The organism is Thiocystis minor, from assembly GCF_016653465.1.
Classification (GTDB): domain Bacteria; phylum Pseudomonadota; class Gammaproteobacteria; order Chromatiales; family Chromatiaceae; genus Chromatium; species Chromatium minus.
Genome location: NZ_NHSQ01000011.1, coordinates 1 through 16,224, shown reverse-complemented (window position 1 = coordinate 16,224; position 16,224 = coordinate 1). Strand labels below are relative to the sequence as shown.

Below are 16,224 nucleotides of genomic sequence, written 5' to 3'. Positions count from 1 at the left end.
GCAGTCGAAAAAAGAATCGAGCAAATGCGGGTCAGGCATGAGCAAAGACGCAAGGATATCGAACGCCATTACAAGCTGACTGCAACAGGATAGTCAATATGCCTGAATGCAAAGTGACAAAGTAGAATTAGGTAGTGCTCCGAATCTGGATATTACATGCAGCGACCAAATTCATATCGGTTAATGAAAAGGCCGATGACGATTTCGTGCATGGTTTCGAGTTTTGAGAAACAAATAGTCTTTCTCGCCAGCCGTTTAATGCGGGTTCTCAGGGTTAAATGTTTCCGTTCGATCTTTTGAGTATTGGCTTTGCCAACCACCTGCTGTTCAGATGGAAGATGGCGCTCGTAGGCACCCCAGTTGTCCGTATAGAAATGCGTTATTCCGAATGGTTCAAGAAGGGTCTTTACTTTTTTTAATTTCGTTGATAACGGTTGATTGAGAAATATTGAGCACATGTGCGGTATCTCGGATGCCACTTCCATTCATGGCCATATCAATAATTTGTTTCTTCACGGCAGGGAGATATCCTTGATAAGCGTAATCTAAAATAAACGTGTTCGCGGTACAGTGAGTATTCGTACATAAATAGCGTTGTTTGCCGTCGCTCGTCTTTCCACGTTTTACGACTTCATGTTGCCCGCAGTGTGGACATTGAACAGAGACGAAAGCCATTGAGCACCTACCCTGAAAAAAATCATTAGCTACGAAATATTGATTAATAATATTAAATATCCAGGTTCAGAGCACTACCCCAGGGGTACGTTATTCAGAATGTGGGAGGCCACTTCATCCCCCCCAATCCGCTGCCCCGGTTCACCGCCTGTCAGCCGATGTGTGACGCAGGCGGACAGTACGGCCTGGATATCCTCTGGAATCGTATAGTCCCGATCCGCGAGCAGCGCCCAGGCCTTGGCCGCACGCAGGATTCCAAGCCCTGCTCTGGGCGAGAGTCCATAGGCGAAGCGCTCGGAGCCGCGGGTGAACTGGAGGATGGCGTGTACATAATCGATGATCGGCGGCGCCGCGTGGATGTCGGTGACCCGCTGCTGAAGTTCCAGAAGTTGCGCATTGCTGAGCACTGGCGCCTGGCGCGCGACCATGGCGCGACGATCCTCGCCGGCGAGCAACTGCTTTTCCTGCTCGGCGTCCGGATAACCCAGGTGGATACGCATCAGGAAGCGGTCCAGTTGGGATTCTGGCAGCGGAAAGGTGCCGACCTGAAAGAGCGGATTTTGGGTGCCGATGACGAAGAAGGGTTCCGGCAGGGGGCGGGTCTTGCCCTCGACCGTCACCTGGCGCTCTTCCATTGCCTCCAGCAGCGCGCTCTGGGCCTTGGGCGTGGCCCGGTTGATTTCGTCGGCTAGCACCAGCTGAGAGAAGATCGGGCCGGGATGAAAGCGAAAGCCCTCGGCGGCCCGGTCATAGACCGAGACCCCGATGACATCGGCTGGCAGCAGATCGCTGGTGAACTGGATGCGCGCATAGTCCAGACCGAGCAGACGCGCGAGCAGGTGGGCGAGGGTGGTCTTGCCCACGCCGGGCAGATCCTCGATCAGCAAGTGGCCGCGCGCGAGCAGACAGGCGAGCGCGAGTCGCAGTTCGCGGTCCTTGCCGAGGATCACGGCGCGGGCGCTGTCCAGGATCGCATCCGGGAGACTGGCGCGTCGCGACGGTTGCGGCAGGCGTTGCGGCAATCTCATGGCGCGCGGACTCCGGTCGTGAGGAATTGGGGGCTGAAGACGAAAAAGGCTCTCTTTTCAATCGGCTCAGTCGTCCCTATTTGAGTTACACTAGCGGGCTTCATTGGCTCAGGCGTCCTGTCATGATGGCGAGCGATCAATACGATGTGGTGGTGGTTGGAGGCGGTCACGCGGGCACCGAGGCGGCGCTGGCGGCGGCTCGCTGCGGGGCGCGGACCCTGCTGCTGACCCAGAATATCGAGACGCTCGGTCAGATGAGCTGCAACCCGGCGATCGGGGGCATCGGCAAGGGGCACCTGGTCAAGGAGATCGATGCGCTCGGCGGTCTCATGGCTCGCGCCGCCGATCGCGGCGGTATCCAGTTCCGTATCCTCAACGCCAGCAAGGGTCCGGCGGTGCGTGCCACCCGCGCCCAGGCGGATCGCTCGCTGTACAAGGCCGCCGTGCGCGTCGCGGTCGAGAATCAGCCCGGTCTGGCGCTGTTTCAGCAGACCGTCGACGATCTCCTCATCGAGCAGGATCGCGTGATCGGCGTCCAGACTCAGATGGGCCTGCGCTTCATGGCCCACGCGGTGGTTCTGACGGTCGGCACCTTTCTTGGCGGACGCATTCATGTGGGGCTCTCCAACTATGAGGGCGGGCGGGCCGGCGATCCACCCGCCAATGCCCTGGCGCGGCGTCTGCGCGAGTTGCCTTTCCGGGTCGAACGGCTCAAGACCGGAACGCCGCCGCGCATCGACGGGCGCACCATCGATTACCGCCGGCTCGTCGCGCAGCCCGGCGACGAGCCGGTGCCGGTCTTTTCCTATCTGGGGAGCGCCAGTGACCATCCGCGCCAGATCAGTTGTCATCTCACCTCCACCAATGAGCGCACGCACGACATCATTCGTTCCGGTCTCTCCCGCTCGCCACTCTTTACGGGGCTGATCGAAGGGATCGGTCCGCGCTATTGTCCATCGATCGAAGACAAGATCGTGCGTTTCGCCGACAAGACCTCGCATCAGGTGTTCGTGGAGCCGGAAGGGCTGGAGACTCACGAGGTCTATCCGAACGGCATCTCCACCAGCCTGCCCTATGATATTCAGGAGTCGCTGGTGCGTTCCATCCCGGGCTTCGAGCGGGCGCATCTCACTCGTCCCGGTTATGCCATCGAATATGACTTCTTCGATCCGCGCGATCTGGCGCCGACACTGGAAACGCGGTATCTGCGCGGGCTCTTTTTCGCCGGGCAGATCAACGGCACCACCGGCTACGAAGAGGCCGCTGCCCAGGGTCTGCTGGCCGGCGTCAACGCCGCGCTTCAGATCCAGGAGCGCGAGCCCTGGCTGCCGCGCCGCGACGAATCCTATCTCGGGGTCATGGTCGACGACCTGGTGACCCGCGGAACCAGCGAACCCTACCGGATGTTCACCAGCCGCGCCGAGTACCGGCTCACGTTGCGCGAGGATAATGCCGATCTGCGTTTGACGGAGACCGGTCGCCGGCTCGGCCTGGTGGGCGAGGCGCAATGGCGGCACTTCGAGTCCAAGCGCGAGGCGATCGAGCGCGAACGTCAGCGGTTGCGCGAGACCTGGATCCGGCCCGACGCCATCGATCAGACCCTCGCGGCCGAGGTGTTCGGCGAGCCTCTGCGCCGCGAAGCGCGGGCGCTGGAACTTCTGGCCCGTCCCAATGTGGGCTATCGGGGTATCCGCCGGCTGATTGGCGAGCCGCCGGAGCCGGTCGCGCCGGCGGTGAGCGAGCAACTGGAGATTCAATCCCGCTATGACGGTTACATCACGCGCCAGCGTGCCGAGATCGAGCGTCAGCGCGAGCAGGAGAGCAAGACGTTGCCCGAGGGGTTCGATTTCGATCGGGTGCGCGGTCTCTCGAAGGAGGTATGCGAGAAATTCAAGCGGGTCCGGCCCGTCACCGTGGGTCAGGCCGCGCGCATCCCCGGCGTGACCCCGGCGGCGGTCTCGCTGCTGCTGATCCACCTCAAGCGTCAGTCCGCCTGATGAGATCGGGCGCGGACGAACAGCCGGTCATCGAGGAACGGCTGGTCCTCGGGGCCACTCGGTTGGGACTGACGCTGACATCGGACCAGCAATCGCGGCTGCTCCAGTTTCTGGCCCTCCTGGCGCGCTGGAATCAGGTCTACAATCTGACCGCGGTTCGCGATCCCCTTGAGATGGTCGCGAAACATCTGCTCGACAGTCTCGCGATCCAGCCTTTCCTTTGCGGCGACAGCGTACTCGACATCGGAACCGGCGCCGGTCTGCCGGGGTTGCCGTTGGCGATTCTGGAGCCGGCTCGCCGCTTTGCGCTGCTGGACGGCAACGGGAAAAAGATCCGCTTCGTGCGTCAGGCCGCGATGGAACTCGGGCTCGACAACGTCGAGCCCGTCCAGGCGCGCATCGAGACATACCGGCTGGGTCGAAAATTTAGTACCATCGTCAGCCGCGCAGTCGCGGAGGCCGATCTTCTCTGTGTACTGAAGGCCGATCTGCTCGCGCGTCCCGGCCGGCTGCTCCTAATGAAGGGGCGCCATCCTGACGCATTCTCAGGCAATCGGGGATGGCCGCTCGCGGCACTGACGGTCCATCGCTTGACTATTCCTTTCCTCGACGTACCCCGTCATTTGATCGAACTCCGGAGTGACTGAGCCGACCATGGTCAACATAATCGCGATCGCCAATCAGAAAGGCGGTGTCGGCAAGACCACGACGGCGGTCAATCTGGCCGCCTCGCTGGCGTCCATGAAGCATCGCGTGCTGCTCGTGGATCTGGATCCCCAAGGCAATGCCACCATGGGCTGCGGGATCGACAAGCACTCGCTCGACGTGACGGTCTGCGATCTGCTGCTGAGCGACATCTCTCCCGCCGACTGTCTGAAGCGCATTGACGAGCCGTCGCCAGGGTTCGATCTGCTGCCCTCGAATGCCGATCTGACCGCCGCCGAGATCGGCTTGCTCGATTCGCCCGAGCGCGAGCGGCGTCTGCTCAAGGTGCTGGCCAGCGCGGCGGGTGCCTATGAGCTGATCATCATCGATTGCCCGCCCTCTCTGAATATGCTGACGGTCAACGCGCTGGTTGCGGCCCAGGGCGTGCTGATCCCGATTCAGTGCGAATATTATGCGCTCGAGGGGCTATCCTCCCTGGTCGACACCATCGAGCAGATCCGCGCGAGCCGCAATCCGGAATTGCGGATCGAAGGCATCCTGCGCACCATGCACGATCCGCGCAACAATCTGGCCAATCAGGTCTCGACGCAGCTCGTCACCCATTTCAAGGGTCAGGTCTACCGTACCGTGATCCCGCGCAATGTGCGTTTGGCCGAGGCGCCGAGCCACGGTCAGTCGGCCCTGCTTTACGATCCGTTGTCCAAGGGGTCCATTTCCTACCTGGCGCTCGCCAGTGAACTCCTGCGGCGTCTGGATAAACGTCTGCATGCCGCCTGACCCGAAACGCAACATGGATATCGATCGCAAGCAACCGATGAAAAAACGGGGACTGGGCCGAGGGCTGGATGCATTGCTGGGCGCCGCGCGCGCGCCCGAGGTACCGATCGAGCCGCCCGCGGGAGCGCTCGAAGATCGCGCATTTGACGAGCGTCCGGATCTCCAGAGCCACGAGCGCCTCGCGCATTTGCCATTGGAACAGATCCAGCGGGGGCGTTATCAAGCGCGCCGGGAATTCGATCAGGACGCGCTGCGTGAACTGGCCGACTCCATCGTCGCCCAGGGCGTGATTCAGCCGATTGTGGTTCGCCCCCTTTTGGTAGGGTCGCCGGCGGGCGAGCAACGTTATGAAATCGTCGCCGGCGAACGCCGCTGGCGCGCCTGCCAGATGGCGGGTCTCGCCGCCATCCCGGTGGTGATCCGCGAGGTGGACGAGCCGACGGCGCTCGCGATCGGGTTGATCGAGAATATTCAGCGCGCCGACCTCAACCCGCTCGAAGAGGCCGGTGCGTTGGATCGTCTCATCACCGAGTTTGGTCTGACGCATCAGCGGGTTGCCGATGCCGTGGGGAAATCCCGCACGACGATCACCAACCTGCTGCGGCTGCTGGATCTCAATGCCGATGTCAAGGCCCATGTGGAGCAGTCGCGCCTGGAGATGGGGCACGCCCGCGCGCTGCTTGGCCTGAAGGGCGCCGCGCAGAGCAAGACCGCCGAGCAGGCGGTTGCCGCCGGTCTGTCGGTGCGCGAAACCGAGCGGCTCGTGCGTCGCCTGCAGCAGAGCGAAGCTTCCAGCGAGCCCGTCGCGCAGCCGTCGGATACCGACCCGAACATCCATCGTCTGCAGACCGATCTGACCGACCGGCTCGGCGCCCAGGTCCAGATTCGCCATGGCAGCCGGGGGGCGGGAAAGCTGGTGATCGCCTACAACAGCCTGGACGAACTCGATGGCATCCTCGCGCATATCCAATGAGCGCGGTATAAGGCAACTCCCTGCAAATAACCGGGCAATGTCTTCCAATAACGACCAGCGAGGGAGCGCGAATCAAGCCAATGCACGGCGGTTTGGAACGGGGCATCCGTGATGATCGTTGTCGTTATTCGATTCGACAACGACAACGAAAGCAAGAGTCCTGACAAGGCGCATGCCCCGTCCGGCCATGTTATTTTCCGGGAGTTTCCTAACCGCCCCGCGTCACGGCGGGCGCCGTTTCGCTCCATCCTGAATCCAGCCGTCGTCGCCATTTTAAAACGCATGGGTTGCGTTGACCCTCTATCGGCAACCCCTTATACTGCGCGCTCGGTGAACGGCGTGCTCACCCCACTGAAGACGATCTCATGCAACAGCCGGGGGCTTTCCAGGCCAAAAGGATTCTGAAAATCCAGTTTGTGTTTGGATTAGCGATGACGATCCTCGCCCTGCCGTTCGGCAATTCGGTTGCAATTTCCGTTCTGGTCGGGTCAGGAACCTGTCTGCTTGCAAATACTCTGCTTGCGGTCTGGGTCTTCCGCGAATATCGGGCAGCCGAGACCGCGCGCCTGGCCATGCGCTTTTATCGCGGCGAAGCCGCCAAAATCGCCTTGATTCTCGGGCTGTTTGCCACCGCTATCGCGGTGATCGATAGCCTTAATATTCCGGTCATGCTTGGGGCCTATGTTGCCGTCCAAGTCATACCAACCCTGATCGCCGCCCAATTCGGCAGTCGAAACATGACGTGAGAGATGATTGATGTCCTCTTCCGAAGCGCTCACCTCCCAGGGATATATCCAGCACCATCTCACGAACCTGACTCTCGGCGTCCATCCCGAGCATGGGTTCGGCTTCGCGCATTCGAGCGCCGAAGCCGCTGAAATGGGATTCTGGGCCATCAATATCGATACGATGTTCTTCTCGATCCTGCTGGGCGCCCTGTTCATCTGGTTTTTTCGGGGCGTCGCCGAACGCATCACGGCTGGCGTACCAGGCACGGCGCAGAATTTTGTCGAATGGATCGTCGATTTCGTGGAAGAAAACGTGCGTGGTTCATTCAGTGCCCGGAACCCCATGGTCGCGCCGCTGGCGCTGACCATCTTCGCCTGGGTCTTCATGATGAATCTGATGGACCTGCTGCCGGTCGATCTGCTCCCGTATCTCTTCGGTCAGTTCATGGCGGTCTTTGGCGCCGATCCGCATCACGTCTTCCTCAGAGTCGTCCCGACGACGGACCCGAACGCAACCTTCGGCATGGCGTTGATGGTCTTTTTCCTGGTGCTCTATTACAGCGTCAAGATGAAGGGTGTCGGCGGTTTCCTGGGCGAATTGACCCTGCAGCCGTTCGGCAAATGGGGCATGCCCGCCAATCTGCTGCTCGAAGGCATCAGCCTGCTTTCCAAGCCGCTCTCGCTGGCACTGCGTCTCTTCGGAAACATGTATGCCGGCGAGATGATCTTTATTCTGATCGCGCTGCTCTATGGCGGCGGCGTCGTGCTTAACATGACAGGCGGTCTGCTGCAGTTCGTCTGGGCCGTCTTCCATATCCTGATCATCACGCTCCAGGCATTCATCTTCATGGTGCTGACCATTGTCTATCTCGACATGGCGCATCAGGAGCACCACTGATCGACGGCATCCTTGATCGACGTAGCGTCGGTCAAGGATTCGATTCGACCGATGTTTTTCAACCGATGACTTTTTCACACTCGACGATCGTTTTTCTACGGGCGATTCGTCGCAACACTTAAACCTGGGGGAACTCATGGAACTCGAAGTCGCACAAGCATTCGCAATGGCCATCAAGTACATCGGCGCCGGTCTCATGCTCGGTCTCGGCGCGGTTGGCGCCGGCGTGGGTATCGGCGTCCTGGGCGGTCGCTTCCTGGAAGGCGCCGCGCGTCAGCCGGAACTCATCCCAATGCTGCGCACCCAGTTCTTCATCGTCATGGGTCTGGTCGACGCGTTGCCCGTCATCGCGATCGCCATGGGTCTGTATCTGATGTTCGCCGCCTAATCGACGTCCCGCTCCCGCCAGGGTCGCGGCGAATCCGCCGATCACCCTGATTCGGTACGAGGCATAGGCACGAGGCAACGCTATGAATATCAATCTGACTCTGTTTGCCCAGATGATCGCCTTCGCGGTGTTCGTCGGGTTCTGTATGAAGTATGTCTGGCCGCCCATCGTCAATGCATTGGCGGAGCGCAAGACAAAAATCGCCGAGGGTCTAGCCGCTGCCGAGCGTGGCCATCAGGAAAAAGCCCTGGGCGAACAGCGCGCGCTGGAACTCATGAAAGACGCCAAGGCCGCAGCGGCCGAGATCGTCGGTCAGGCCCAGAAACGGGCCACCGAGATCGTCGAGGAAGCCAAGGGCGACGCGCGCGCCGAAGGCGGTCGTCTGGTTGCCTCCGCGCAGGCGGAGATTGATCGCGAGACCAATCGCGCACGCGAGGAACTGCGTGAACGGGTCGCTTCCCTTGCCGTTGCGGCCGCGGAAAAGATCCTCCAAAAAGAGATCGATGTCGCGGCGCACCGTTCGCTCGTCGACTCGTTCGCCAAGCAGCTCTAGGGATCACCCATGGCCGGAGACATAACCACCATCGCGCGTCCCTATGCCGAAGCGGTCTTCGAGCGCGCCAAGGAGACCGGACAGATCGATGCCTGGTCGCAGGCGCTGGAACTGCTGGCGACGGTGACCGCGGATGCCGGTCTGGCCGCCCAGATCGGTAACCCGAGCGTCCCTCGGGAGCGCGTGCTCGAGATCATCCTTGATGTCTGCGGAGAGGGCCTTCACGCGGAGGCCGCGAATTTCCTGCGATTGCTGTCGCGCAATGCGCGTCTGACCGCAATGCCCGAGATTGCACGACTCTTCGAGGTCAGCCGCACCGCCGATCAAGGTGTGAGTCATGTGCTGATCCGCAGTGCCTTCGAACTCGGCGACGATGAGCTGGAGTCACTCTCCGCGGCGCTCACCAAGCGCTTCGGTGGTCAGGTCGACCTGACCGTCGAGACCGACAGCGCGCTGATCGGCGGGATCGAGATTCGCGCCGGGGACCTCGTCATCGACGACTCGGTTCGCGGAAAGATCAAGCAACTGGCCCACGCTTTGCAATTCTGAACTGGACACCGCCATGCAACTGAATCCATCCGAGATCAGCGATCTCATCAAGCAGAAGATCGAGAAATTCGACCTTCAGACCGAGGCACGGACCGAAGGCACCATTGTCAGCCTGACCGATGGTATCGTCCGTATCCACGGCCTGTCAGACGCCAAGTATTACGAAATGCTGGAGTTTCCGGGTGGTGCCAGTGGTCTGGCGCTGAATCTGGAGCGCGATTCGGTCGGCGCGGTTATTCTCGGCGACTACACCCACCTCTCCGAGGGTGACTGGGTTCGTTGTACCGGTCGCGTCCTGGAAGTGCCGGTTGGCGAAGGGCTGCTCGGTCGCGTCGTGGACTCGCTCGGCGCCCCCATCGATGGCAAGGGTCCGATCAATGCCTCTGGAACCTCGCCGATCGAAAAGGTCGCGCCGGGCGTTATTGCCCGCCAGTCGGTCGATCAACCCGTGCAGACGGGCATCAAGGCGATCGACGCCATGGTTCCGGTGGGCCGCGGTCAGCGCGAGCTGATCATCGGCGACCGCCAGACCGGCAAGACCGCGGTCGCCATCGATGCCATCATCAACCAGAAAGGCACCGGCGTTAAGTGTATCTATGTCGCCGTGGGGCAGAAAAACTCCTCCATCGCGGCCCTGGTGCGCAAGCTCGAAGAGCATGGCGCCATGGATCACACCATCATCGTCGCCGCAGCCGCCGCCGAATCCGCCGCCATGCAGTTCATCGCGCCTTATGCCGGCTGCACCATGGGCGAGTATTTCCGCGACAAGGGCGAGGATGCGCTGATCGTCTATGACGACTTGACCAAGCAGGCGTGGGCCTATCGTCAGGTCTCGCTGCTGCTGCGCCGTCCGCCCGGTCGCGAAGCCTATCCGGGCGACGTCTTCTATCTCCACTCCCGTCTGCTGGAGCGCGCCGCGCGCGTCAACGCCAACTATGTGGAAAAGGCGACCGACGGCAAGGTGACCGGCAAGACCGGCTCGCTGACCGCGCTGCCGATCATTGAGACCCAGGCCGGCGACGTGTCCGCCTTCGTGCCGACCAACGTGATCTCCATCACCGACGGTCAGATCTTCCTGGAAACCGACCTCTTCAACGCCGGTATCCGTCCGGCCATCAACGCGGGCCTCTCGGTCTCGCGTGTTGGCGGCGCGGCCCAGACCAAGATCATTAAGAAGCTCGGTGGCGGTATCCGTCTGGCGCTCGCCCAGTACCGCGAACTGGCGGCTTTCTCGCAGTTCGCCTCCGACCTGGACGAGGCGACCCGCAAGCAGTTGCAGCGCGGCGAGCGCGTCACCGAACTCATGAAGCAGACCCAGTACTCGCCCATGGGCGTGGGTCAGATGGCGGTCTCGCTGTTCGCCGCCAACGAAGGCTATCTGGACGACGTGGATGTAAAGAAGGTCGTGGATTTCGAGCGCGCCCTGCAGAGCTACATGAAGTCGGCCCAGGCCGAGTTGCTCGCGAAGATCGACGACACCGGCGATTACTCCGATGACATCCAGAAAGGGATGCATGCCGCGATCAAGGACTTCAAGGCCAACAACACCTGGTAACGGCCGCCAGCGACCAGCCTTCAGCCTCCAAGTAAAGAGGCCGGCGGTTGGCAGGCTGCGTCTCGACATCCATCGAACCTCCTCGATCCGCCAGCCCACGGGCTGGCGGCTGGAAGCTGGAGGCTGGGAGCTAAGCAATGGCAGGCGCCAAAGAAATCCGTACCAAGATCGCAAGCATCAAGAGTACGCAGAAAATCACCAAGGCCATGCAGATGGTCGCGGCCTCGAAGATGCGCAAGGCTCAGGAGCGCATGTCAGCCTCTCGGCCCTATGCGGAAAAAATGCTTCAGGTGATCAGTCACCTCGCGAAAGCCACGCCCGAATACCGTCATTCCTTCATGGCCACGGAACGCGAGCTGAAGCGCGTCGGTTATATCGTGGTTTCCTCCGATCGCGGTCTCTGCGGCGGTCTGAACAGCAATTTGCTTCGTCGTCTGGTGATCGATGTCAAGGAGCGGCAGGCCGCGGGGATCGAGCCCGTGTTCTGCGCCATCGGTTCCAAGGCGCTCGGTTTTTTCAAGCGTTTCGGGGGCCAACTCCTCGGTCAGGCGACGCATCTTGGCGATAAGCCACATATCGAGGATCTGATCGGCACGGTCAAGGTCATGCTCGATGCCTACGAGGCCAAAGAGATCGATGCGATCTTTATCGTGGGCAATGAGTTCGTGAACACCATGACGCAGCGCCCGCTGATCCGCCAACTGGTTCCGATCGCTGGCGAGGCGCGGGATCCGATGCCCTACCACTGGGATTACATCTACGAGCCGGATGCACGCACGGTTCTGGATGCGCTGCTCACCCGCTATCTCGAATCGCTCGTCTACCAGGCGGTGGTCGAGAATAGCGCCTGCGAGCAGGCCGCCCGGATGGTCGCCATGAAGTCCGCCTCGGACAATGCCGGCAATCTCATCGGCGAGCTTCAGCTCGTTTATAACAAAGCACGCCAGGCCGCGATCACGCAGGAAATCTCCGAGATCGTGAGCGGCGCCGCCGCGGTTTAATCGCCGCCGGATGACGCGGATGGCCCGCGCCCGATCAACCGATCAGGGCGCGGGTGATCGAGGCGCAGGACCAGATCCAGACAGAATCGCAGACGCCGCAAGGCAGAAGAGGAAAAGACTATGAGTTCCGGTAACGTGGTGGAAATCATCGGCGCCGTTGTGGACGTTCAGTTCCCGCGCGGCGAGATGCCCAAGATTTACGAGGCACTGAAGATCGATTCGATGGGCCTGACGCTTGAGGTCCAGCAGCAGCTTGGCGATGGCGTGGTGCGTACTATCGCCATGGGCTCGACCGACGGTCTGCAGCGCGGTCTGGATGTCGCGAGCACGGGGGCCCCCATCCAGGTGCCCGTCGGTCAGGCGACCCTGGGTCGCATCATGGACGTGTTGGGCAATCCCATCGATGAACTGGGCGAGGTTCCGTGCGAAGAGCGCTGGGCGATCCACCGCGCGGCGCCCAAGTTGGAAGATCAGGCCGCGTCCACCGAAATTCTGGAAACCGGCATCAAGGTCATCGACCTCATCATGCCGATCGCCAAGGGCGGCAAGGTCGGTCTGTTCGGCGGCGCCGGCGTCGGCAAGACCGTGACCCTGATGGAGCTGATCCGCAACATCGCCGCCGAGCATTCCGGCTTCTCGGTGTTCGCCGGCGTCGGCGAGCGGACCCGCGAGGGCAACGACTTCTATCACGAGATGAAAGAGTCGAACGTGCTCGACAAGGTGGCGCTGGTCTACGGCCAGATGAATGAACCCCCAGGCAACCGTCTGCGCGTCGCGCTGACCGGCCTGACCATGGCCGAGTTCTTCCGCGACGAAGGCCGCGACGTGCTGCTGTTCATCGACAACATCTATCGCTACACCCTGGCTGGAACCGAAGTCTCCGCGCTGCTCGGCCGCATGCCGTCCGCCGTGGGCTATCAGCCGACCCTGGCCTCCGAGATGGGCGCGCTGCAGGAGCGCATCACCTCCACGCGCACCGGCTCGATCACCTCCTTCCAGGCCGTTTACGTGCCTGCGGACGACTTGACCGACCCGTCCCCGGCCACCACCTTCGCGCATCTGGACGCCACCCTGGTACTCTCGCGTCAGATCGCCGAGTTGGGTATCTACCCCGCCGTGGATCCGCTGGACTCCACCAGCCGTATCCTCGACCCGAACGTGGTCGGCCCGGAGCACTACGACACTGCCCGCGCGGTTCAGGGGACGCTGCAACGCTACAAGGAACTCAAGGACATCATCGCGATCCTGGGCATGGACGAGCTGTCGGACGACGACAAGCTGGCCGTGTCGCGTGCCCGCAAGATCCAGCGCTTCCTGTCGCAGCCGTTCTTCGTGGCCGAGGTCTTCACCGGCGCGTCTGGAAAATTCGTCCCCGTCAAGGAGACCATCAAGGACTTCAAGGCGATCGTCAACGGCGACTACGACCATCTCCCCGAGCAGGCCTTCTACATGGTCGGCGGGATTGCCGAGGCTGTGGCCAAAGCCGAAAAGATGGCGGCCAGCTAAGGGGGATCTCCCATGGCAATGACAGTACGTGTCGATATCGTGAGCGCCGAGGGCGCCATCCACTCCGGTCCCGCCACCATGGTCTACGCGACCGCGGAGATGGGCGAGGTGGGTATCGCCCCCCGTCACACGGCCTTTATCAGCCGGCTCAAACCGGGCGACGTGCGGGTCGAGAACGAGCAAGGCGAGCAGGAGCATTTCTATGTCTCCGGCGGCATGCTGGAAGTGCAGCCGAATGTGGTGACGGTCTTGGCCGACACCGCGATCCGCGCCCGCGATCTGGATGAGGCCGCGGCGCTGGAAGCGAAACGCCGTGCCGAGGACGCGCTGGCCGGTCAAACCGCCAAGTTCGAGTACGCCAAGGCCCAGGTCGAATTGGCCGAGGCCGTCGCGCAACTGCGGGCGATCGAGAAGCTGCGGAAGATGAAGGGGCGCTGATTCGCTGCACTGGCGGTCACGGCCGCCGACACCCTGACAAACGCCCCCGGTCGAGACGACGGGGGCGTTTGCGTTTACGTGTGGAGAGAGGCATAAGCATGTCGGATCAAACGATTGGCGACGGCAAACTGGTCTCGTTGACGTACCGCATCGCCGATGCGGCTGGCGCCATCCTGGAGCAGACGGATCTTCCCGTCACCTACATTCATGGTGGGCAGAGCGAACTCATCGGCGGAATGGATGCCGCGATCCGCGGAAAATCCGTGGGCGACGAGGTCGAGTTGCGGCTCGGTCCCGATCAGGGCTTTGGTCCGCATGATCCAAGCCTGACCTTTACCGACGACCTGGAGAATGTCCCGCCGGAATTCCGCTTCGTCGGCGCCGAGGTCCAGATGCAGAGCGACACCGGCGAGGTCAAGACCTTCCTGGTCACCCGTATCGAGAACGGCAGGCTCACGGTCGATGGCAACCACCCGCTGGCTGGCAAGTCGCTCGTGGTCCATGTCCGCATTCATGAGGTGCGCGACCCCACGCACGCGGAGCTGAGCGCCGAGTTGGGCGTCTGCAACCTGCCGGGCGGAAGTCTTCACTAATTCGGAAATTCTTCAGGAATTTCCGAATATCTGGAAATTGCTTCGAGATCAAACAGTGGGCTGGCAACGTATGAAACTAGGCGTCGTGATACTGGCCGCGGGTCTCGGTAAACGCATGCGTTCCAGTCTGCCGAAGGTACTCCATCCGCTCGCCGGCAAACCATTGCTGGCGCATGTGCTCGACGCCGCAAACCAGCTCGGTGCCGCACGGCGGGTCGTCGTCTTCGGTCACGGCGGCGAACAGGTTCAGGCGGCCCTGAGCGGGCACGACTGCCTCTGGGTCGAACAGGCCCAACAGCAGGGCACCGGCCATGCGGTGCTCCAGGCGATGCCCGCGATGACCGGGATGGATCGGGTGCTGGTGCTGTACGGTGACGTGCCTCTGATTACTCCCGAGACGCTCCGCCGCCTGCTCGCGGCGAGCGCGGATACCCGTCTGGGGCTGTTGACGGCCGAGCTGTCCGATCCCACCGGCTATGGCCGCATCCTCCGCGATGCGCAGGGCCGCGTGACCCGCATCGTCGAGGAAAAAGACGCTACGCTGGCGGAGCGGGGCATTCGCGAGATCAACACGGGGTTTCTGGTCGCCGATCGCGCCGGTCTGGACGACTGGTTGAGCCGGATCGGCAACGACAACGTACAGGGCGAATATTATCTGACCGATATCACCGCGCTGGCGGCCCAGGATGGCGTCCAGATCGCGAGCGTCCAGCCCAGCACGCTCGCGGAAGTGACTGGCGTGAACGATCGGGTTCAACTCGCCGAGTTGGAACGTATTCATCAGCGCGCGGCGGCGGAGCGGCTGATGCGCGCGGGCGTGACCCTGGCCGATCCGGCGCGTTTCGATCTGCGCGGCATCCTGCACGCCGAGACCGATGTCAGTCTGGACATCAATGTGATCGTCGAGGGCGAGGTTCGGCTCGCCGCCGGGGTTCGCGTCGGCCCTAACTGTCTCCTGAAAGACTGCACGATCGGCTCCGGGACTGAAATTTTCGCCAATTGCGTCATCGAGGGCGCCGAGGTTGGCGCGAATGCCCGCATTGGACCCTTCGCGCGACTGCGTCCAGAGGCAAAACTTGCCGCGAACACCCATGTCGGAAATTTCGTCGAGATCAAGAAGACGACCCTGGGGCAGGGCAGCAAGGTCAATCACCTGACCTATCTTGGCGACGCAACGGTTGGAGCGGGCGTGAATATCGGCGCCGGCACCATCACTTGCAATTATGACGGCGTCAATAAGTTCATGACGCAGATCGGCGATGGCGCCTTTATCGGCTCCAATACGGCCTTGGTCGCGCCCGTGACCGTTGGCGTGGGAGCCACGATCGGCGCCGGATCGGTGATTACCCGCGATGCTCCTCCCGACCAACTCACGCTCTCCCGCGGCCGTCAAGCCACTATTCCAAGTTGGGAGCGGCCTCGTAAGAAAACATGATGGTCGAGATTTTTCTGGCTCGACCGCCTGTGAACTGTACGCCGACTGGATTGAATGGCAGTGAGTGCGTGTCGATCGTTTGCGATTGGTAAAATCCGCGAACATTATTGAGTTACCGAAATAATTTCTTATACAGCGCCAAAGGCAATTTAAACAGCTTCCGTCCGAATCCAATTCCATAGAGCGCCGGTATTGGGTCGTCCCAGGCGAGGTCAGGGTATACTTTCCTTCCAGCCAACGATTTGCGCCATTCCCTAAAACTTAGCCCAAGTTTAACGCCTCAGATTATTTCTCTTTTAAGATCATCCGCTTACAGCGGAAAAAATCGCTCAGTGGCACTACATTCGTGAAATTTTGTGAAACCGGACGATTCAGACAATCATTTTCTGTATCCCTCCCGGGCTGGGATCGCTGCCCAGCGCCTGGATGATCGCCAGCTGCGCCGGCTCGGCGCGGGTCGCCTT

The 16,224-nt window shown here is 61.5% G+C and carries 17 protein-coding genes and 1 pseudogene; 16 read left to right on the top strand and 2 right to left on the bottom strand.

Translation table 11 applies throughout. The features are described from left to right. Window positions 1–152: 152 nt before the first annotated feature. Window positions 153–675, bottom strand: a pseudogene (locus CCR95_RS00515) (IS1 family transposase). A gap of 74 nt (window positions 676–749) precedes the next feature. Next, window positions 750–1,703, bottom strand: a complete 954-nt coding sequence (locus CCR95_RS00510; RefSeq protein ID WP_201090891.1) for an AAA family ATPase — start codon at window positions 1,701–1,703, stop codon at window positions 750–752. Between the two features lie 122 nt (window positions 1,704–1,825). Here CCR95_RS00510 and mnmG point away from each other — a divergent pair, with 122 nt between their 5' ends. The 16 genes from mnmG to glmU all read left to right on the top strand — a co-directional run bounded on the left by mnmG (window position 1,826) and on the right by glmU (window position 15,760). Further along, window positions 1,826–3,700, top strand: coding sequence for a tRNA uridine-5-carboxymethylaminomethyl(34) synthesis enzyme MnmG (mnmG, locus tag CCR95_RS00505; protein WP_201090889.1), 1,875 nt, complete (start codon window positions 1,826–1,828; stop codon window positions 3,698–3,700). Then, complete coding sequence (gene rsmG, locus CCR95_RS00500; RefSeq protein ID WP_201090887.1) at window positions 3,700–4,347, top strand: 16S rRNA (guanine(527)-N(7))-methyltransferase RsmG; 648 nt, start codon at window positions 3,700–3,702, stop codon at window positions 4,345–4,347. The genes mnmG and rsmG overlap by 1 nt, the downstream gene beginning before the upstream one ends. Before the next feature lie 7 nt (window positions 4,348–4,354). After that, window positions 4,355–5,143 carry a ParA family protein gene (locus CCR95_RS00495; protein ID WP_201090884.1) on the top strand — a complete coding sequence of 263 codons (789 nt, stop codon included), beginning with the start codon at window positions 4,355–4,357 and terminating at the stop codon, window positions 5,141–5,143. Beyond that, window positions 5,133–6,116 carry a ParB/RepB/Spo0J family partition protein gene (locus tag CCR95_RS00490; protein WP_242522972.1) on the top strand — a complete coding sequence of 328 codons (984 nt, stop codon included), beginning with the start codon at window positions 5,133–5,135 and terminating at the stop codon, window positions 6,114–6,116. The genes CCR95_RS00495 and CCR95_RS00490 overlap by 11 nt, the downstream gene beginning before the upstream one ends. 108 nt (window positions 6,117–6,224) lie before the next feature. After that, complete coding sequence (locus CCR95_RS00485) at window positions 6,225–6,521, top strand: hypothetical protein (RefSeq protein ID WP_201090895.1); 297 nt, start codon at window positions 6,225–6,227, stop codon at window positions 6,519–6,521. A gap of 26 nt (window positions 6,522–6,547) precedes the next feature. Continuing rightward, complete coding sequence (locus CCR95_RS00480) at window positions 6,548–6,862, top strand: ATP synthase subunit I (protein WP_338115316.1); 315 nt, start codon at window positions 6,548–6,550, stop codon at window positions 6,860–6,862. Window positions 6,863–6,872: 10 nt separating this feature from the next. Next, window positions 6,873–7,742 (top strand): F0F1 ATP synthase subunit A, encoded by an 870-nt coding sequence (gene atpB, locus CCR95_RS00475; RefSeq protein ID WP_201090882.1) that lies wholly within the window; start codon window positions 6,873–6,875, stop codon window positions 7,740–7,742. Between the two features lie 136 nt (window positions 7,743–7,878). Continuing rightward, window positions 7,879–8,130, top strand: a complete 252-nt coding sequence (atpE, locus tag CCR95_RS00470; protein ID WP_014778974.1) for a F0F1 ATP synthase subunit C — start codon at window positions 7,879–7,881, stop codon at window positions 8,128–8,130. An 82-nt stretch (window positions 8,131–8,212) separates the two neighbouring features. Further along, window positions 8,213–8,683: a F0F1 ATP synthase subunit B gene (locus CCR95_RS00465; RefSeq protein WP_014778973.1), complete on the top strand. Its 471-nt coding sequence runs from the start codon at window positions 8,213–8,215 to the stop codon at window positions 8,681–8,683. A 9-nt stretch (window positions 8,684–8,692) separates the two neighbouring features. Continuing rightward, window positions 8,693–9,232 (top strand): F0F1 ATP synthase subunit delta, encoded by a 540-nt coding sequence (locus CCR95_RS00460; RefSeq protein WP_014778972.1) that lies wholly within the window; start codon window positions 8,693–8,695, stop codon window positions 9,230–9,232. 13 nt (window positions 9,233–9,245) lie between these two features. Then, on the top strand, window positions 9,246–10,787 hold the full coding sequence (gene atpA / locus CCR95_RS00455) for a F0F1 ATP synthase subunit alpha (protein WP_201090881.1): 1,542 nt from the start codon (window positions 9,246–9,248) through the stop codon (window positions 10,785–10,787). 137 nt (window positions 10,788–10,924) lie between these two features. Then, entirely contained in the window at window positions 10,925–11,788 is an 864-nt protein-coding gene (gene atpG / locus CCR95_RS00450) for a F0F1 ATP synthase subunit gamma (protein WP_201090879.1), read from the top strand. Between the two features lie 120 nt (window positions 11,789–11,908). Then, window positions 11,909–13,294, top strand: coding sequence for a F0F1 ATP synthase subunit beta (gene atpD / locus CCR95_RS00445; RefSeq protein WP_201090877.1), 1,386 nt, complete (start codon window positions 11,909–11,911; stop codon window positions 13,292–13,294). A gap of 12 nt (window positions 13,295–13,306) precedes the next feature. Next, window positions 13,307–13,732, top strand: a complete 426-nt coding sequence (locus tag CCR95_RS00440) for a F0F1 ATP synthase subunit epsilon (protein ID WP_014778968.1) — start codon at window positions 13,307–13,309, stop codon at window positions 13,730–13,732. Window positions 13,733–13,830: 98 nt separating this feature from the next. Then, entirely contained in the window at window positions 13,831–14,325 is a 495-nt protein-coding gene (locus tag CCR95_RS00435) for an FKBP-type peptidyl-prolyl cis-trans isomerase (protein WP_201090875.1), read from the top strand. A 70-nt stretch (window positions 14,326–14,395) separates the two neighbouring features. After that, a complete protein-coding gene (gene glmU, locus CCR95_RS00430) occupies window positions 14,396–15,760 on the top strand; it encodes a bifunctional UDP-N-acetylglucosamine diphosphorylase/glucosamine-1-phosphate N-acetyltransferase GlmU (RefSeq protein WP_201090873.1) in 1,365 nt (454 codons plus the stop codon). Window positions 15,761–16,224 lie beyond the last annotated feature (464 nt).

What these genes read in the sequence shown, in the direction of transcription:
- CCR95_RS00510 (WP_201090891.1), bottom strand. Translation starts at nt 1,703, where the DNA reads ATGAGATTGCCGCAACGCCTGCCGCAACCGTCGCGACGCGCCAGTCTC.
- mnmG (WP_201090889.1), top strand. Translation starts at nt 1,826, where the DNA reads ATGATGGCGAGCGATCAATACGATGTGGTGGTGGTTGGAGGCGGTCAC.
- rsmG (WP_201090887.1), top strand. Translation starts at nt 3,700, where the DNA reads ATGAGATCGGGCGCGGACGAACAGCCGGTCATCGAGGAACGGCTGGTC.
- CCR95_RS00495 (WP_201090884.1), top strand. Translation starts at nt 4,355, where the DNA reads ATGGTCAACATAATCGCGATCGCCAATCAGAAAGGCGGTGTCGGCAAG.
- CCR95_RS00490 (WP_242522972.1), top strand. Translation starts at nt 5,133, where the DNA reads ATGCCGCCTGACCCGAAACGCAACATGGATATCGATCGCAAGCAACCG.
- CCR95_RS00480 (WP_338115316.1), top strand. Translation starts at nt 6,548, where the DNA reads ATGACGATCCTCGCCCTGCCGTTCGGCAATTCGGTTGCAATTTCCGTT.
- atpB (WP_201090882.1), top strand. Translation starts at nt 6,873, where the DNA reads ATGTCCTCTTCCGAAGCGCTCACCTCCCAGGGATATATCCAGCACCAT.
- atpE (WP_014778974.1), top strand. Translation starts at nt 7,879, where the DNA reads ATGGAACTCGAAGTCGCACAAGCATTCGCAATGGCCATCAAGTACATC.
- CCR95_RS00465 (WP_014778973.1), top strand. Translation starts at nt 8,213, where the DNA reads ATGAATATCAATCTGACTCTGTTTGCCCAGATGATCGCCTTCGCGGTG.
- CCR95_RS00460 (WP_014778972.1), top strand. Translation starts at nt 8,693, where the DNA reads ATGGCCGGAGACATAACCACCATCGCGCGTCCCTATGCCGAAGCGGTC.
- atpA (WP_201090881.1), top strand. Translation starts at nt 9,246, where the DNA reads ATGCAACTGAATCCATCCGAGATCAGCGATCTCATCAAGCAGAAGATC.
- atpG (WP_201090879.1), top strand. Translation starts at nt 10,925, where the DNA reads ATGGCAGGCGCCAAAGAAATCCGTACCAAGATCGCAAGCATCAAGAGT.
- atpD (WP_201090877.1), top strand. Translation starts at nt 11,909, where the DNA reads ATGAGTTCCGGTAACGTGGTGGAAATCATCGGCGCCGTTGTGGACGTT.
- CCR95_RS00440 (WP_014778968.1), top strand. Translation starts at nt 13,307, where the DNA reads ATGGCAATGACAGTACGTGTCGATATCGTGAGCGCCGAGGGCGCCATC.
- CCR95_RS00435 (WP_201090875.1), top strand. Translation starts at nt 13,831, where the DNA reads ATGTCGGATCAAACGATTGGCGACGGCAAACTGGTCTCGTTGACGTAC.
- glmU (WP_201090873.1), top strand. Translation starts at nt 14,396, where the DNA reads ATGAAACTAGGCGTCGTGATACTGGCCGCGGGTCTCGGTAAACGCATG.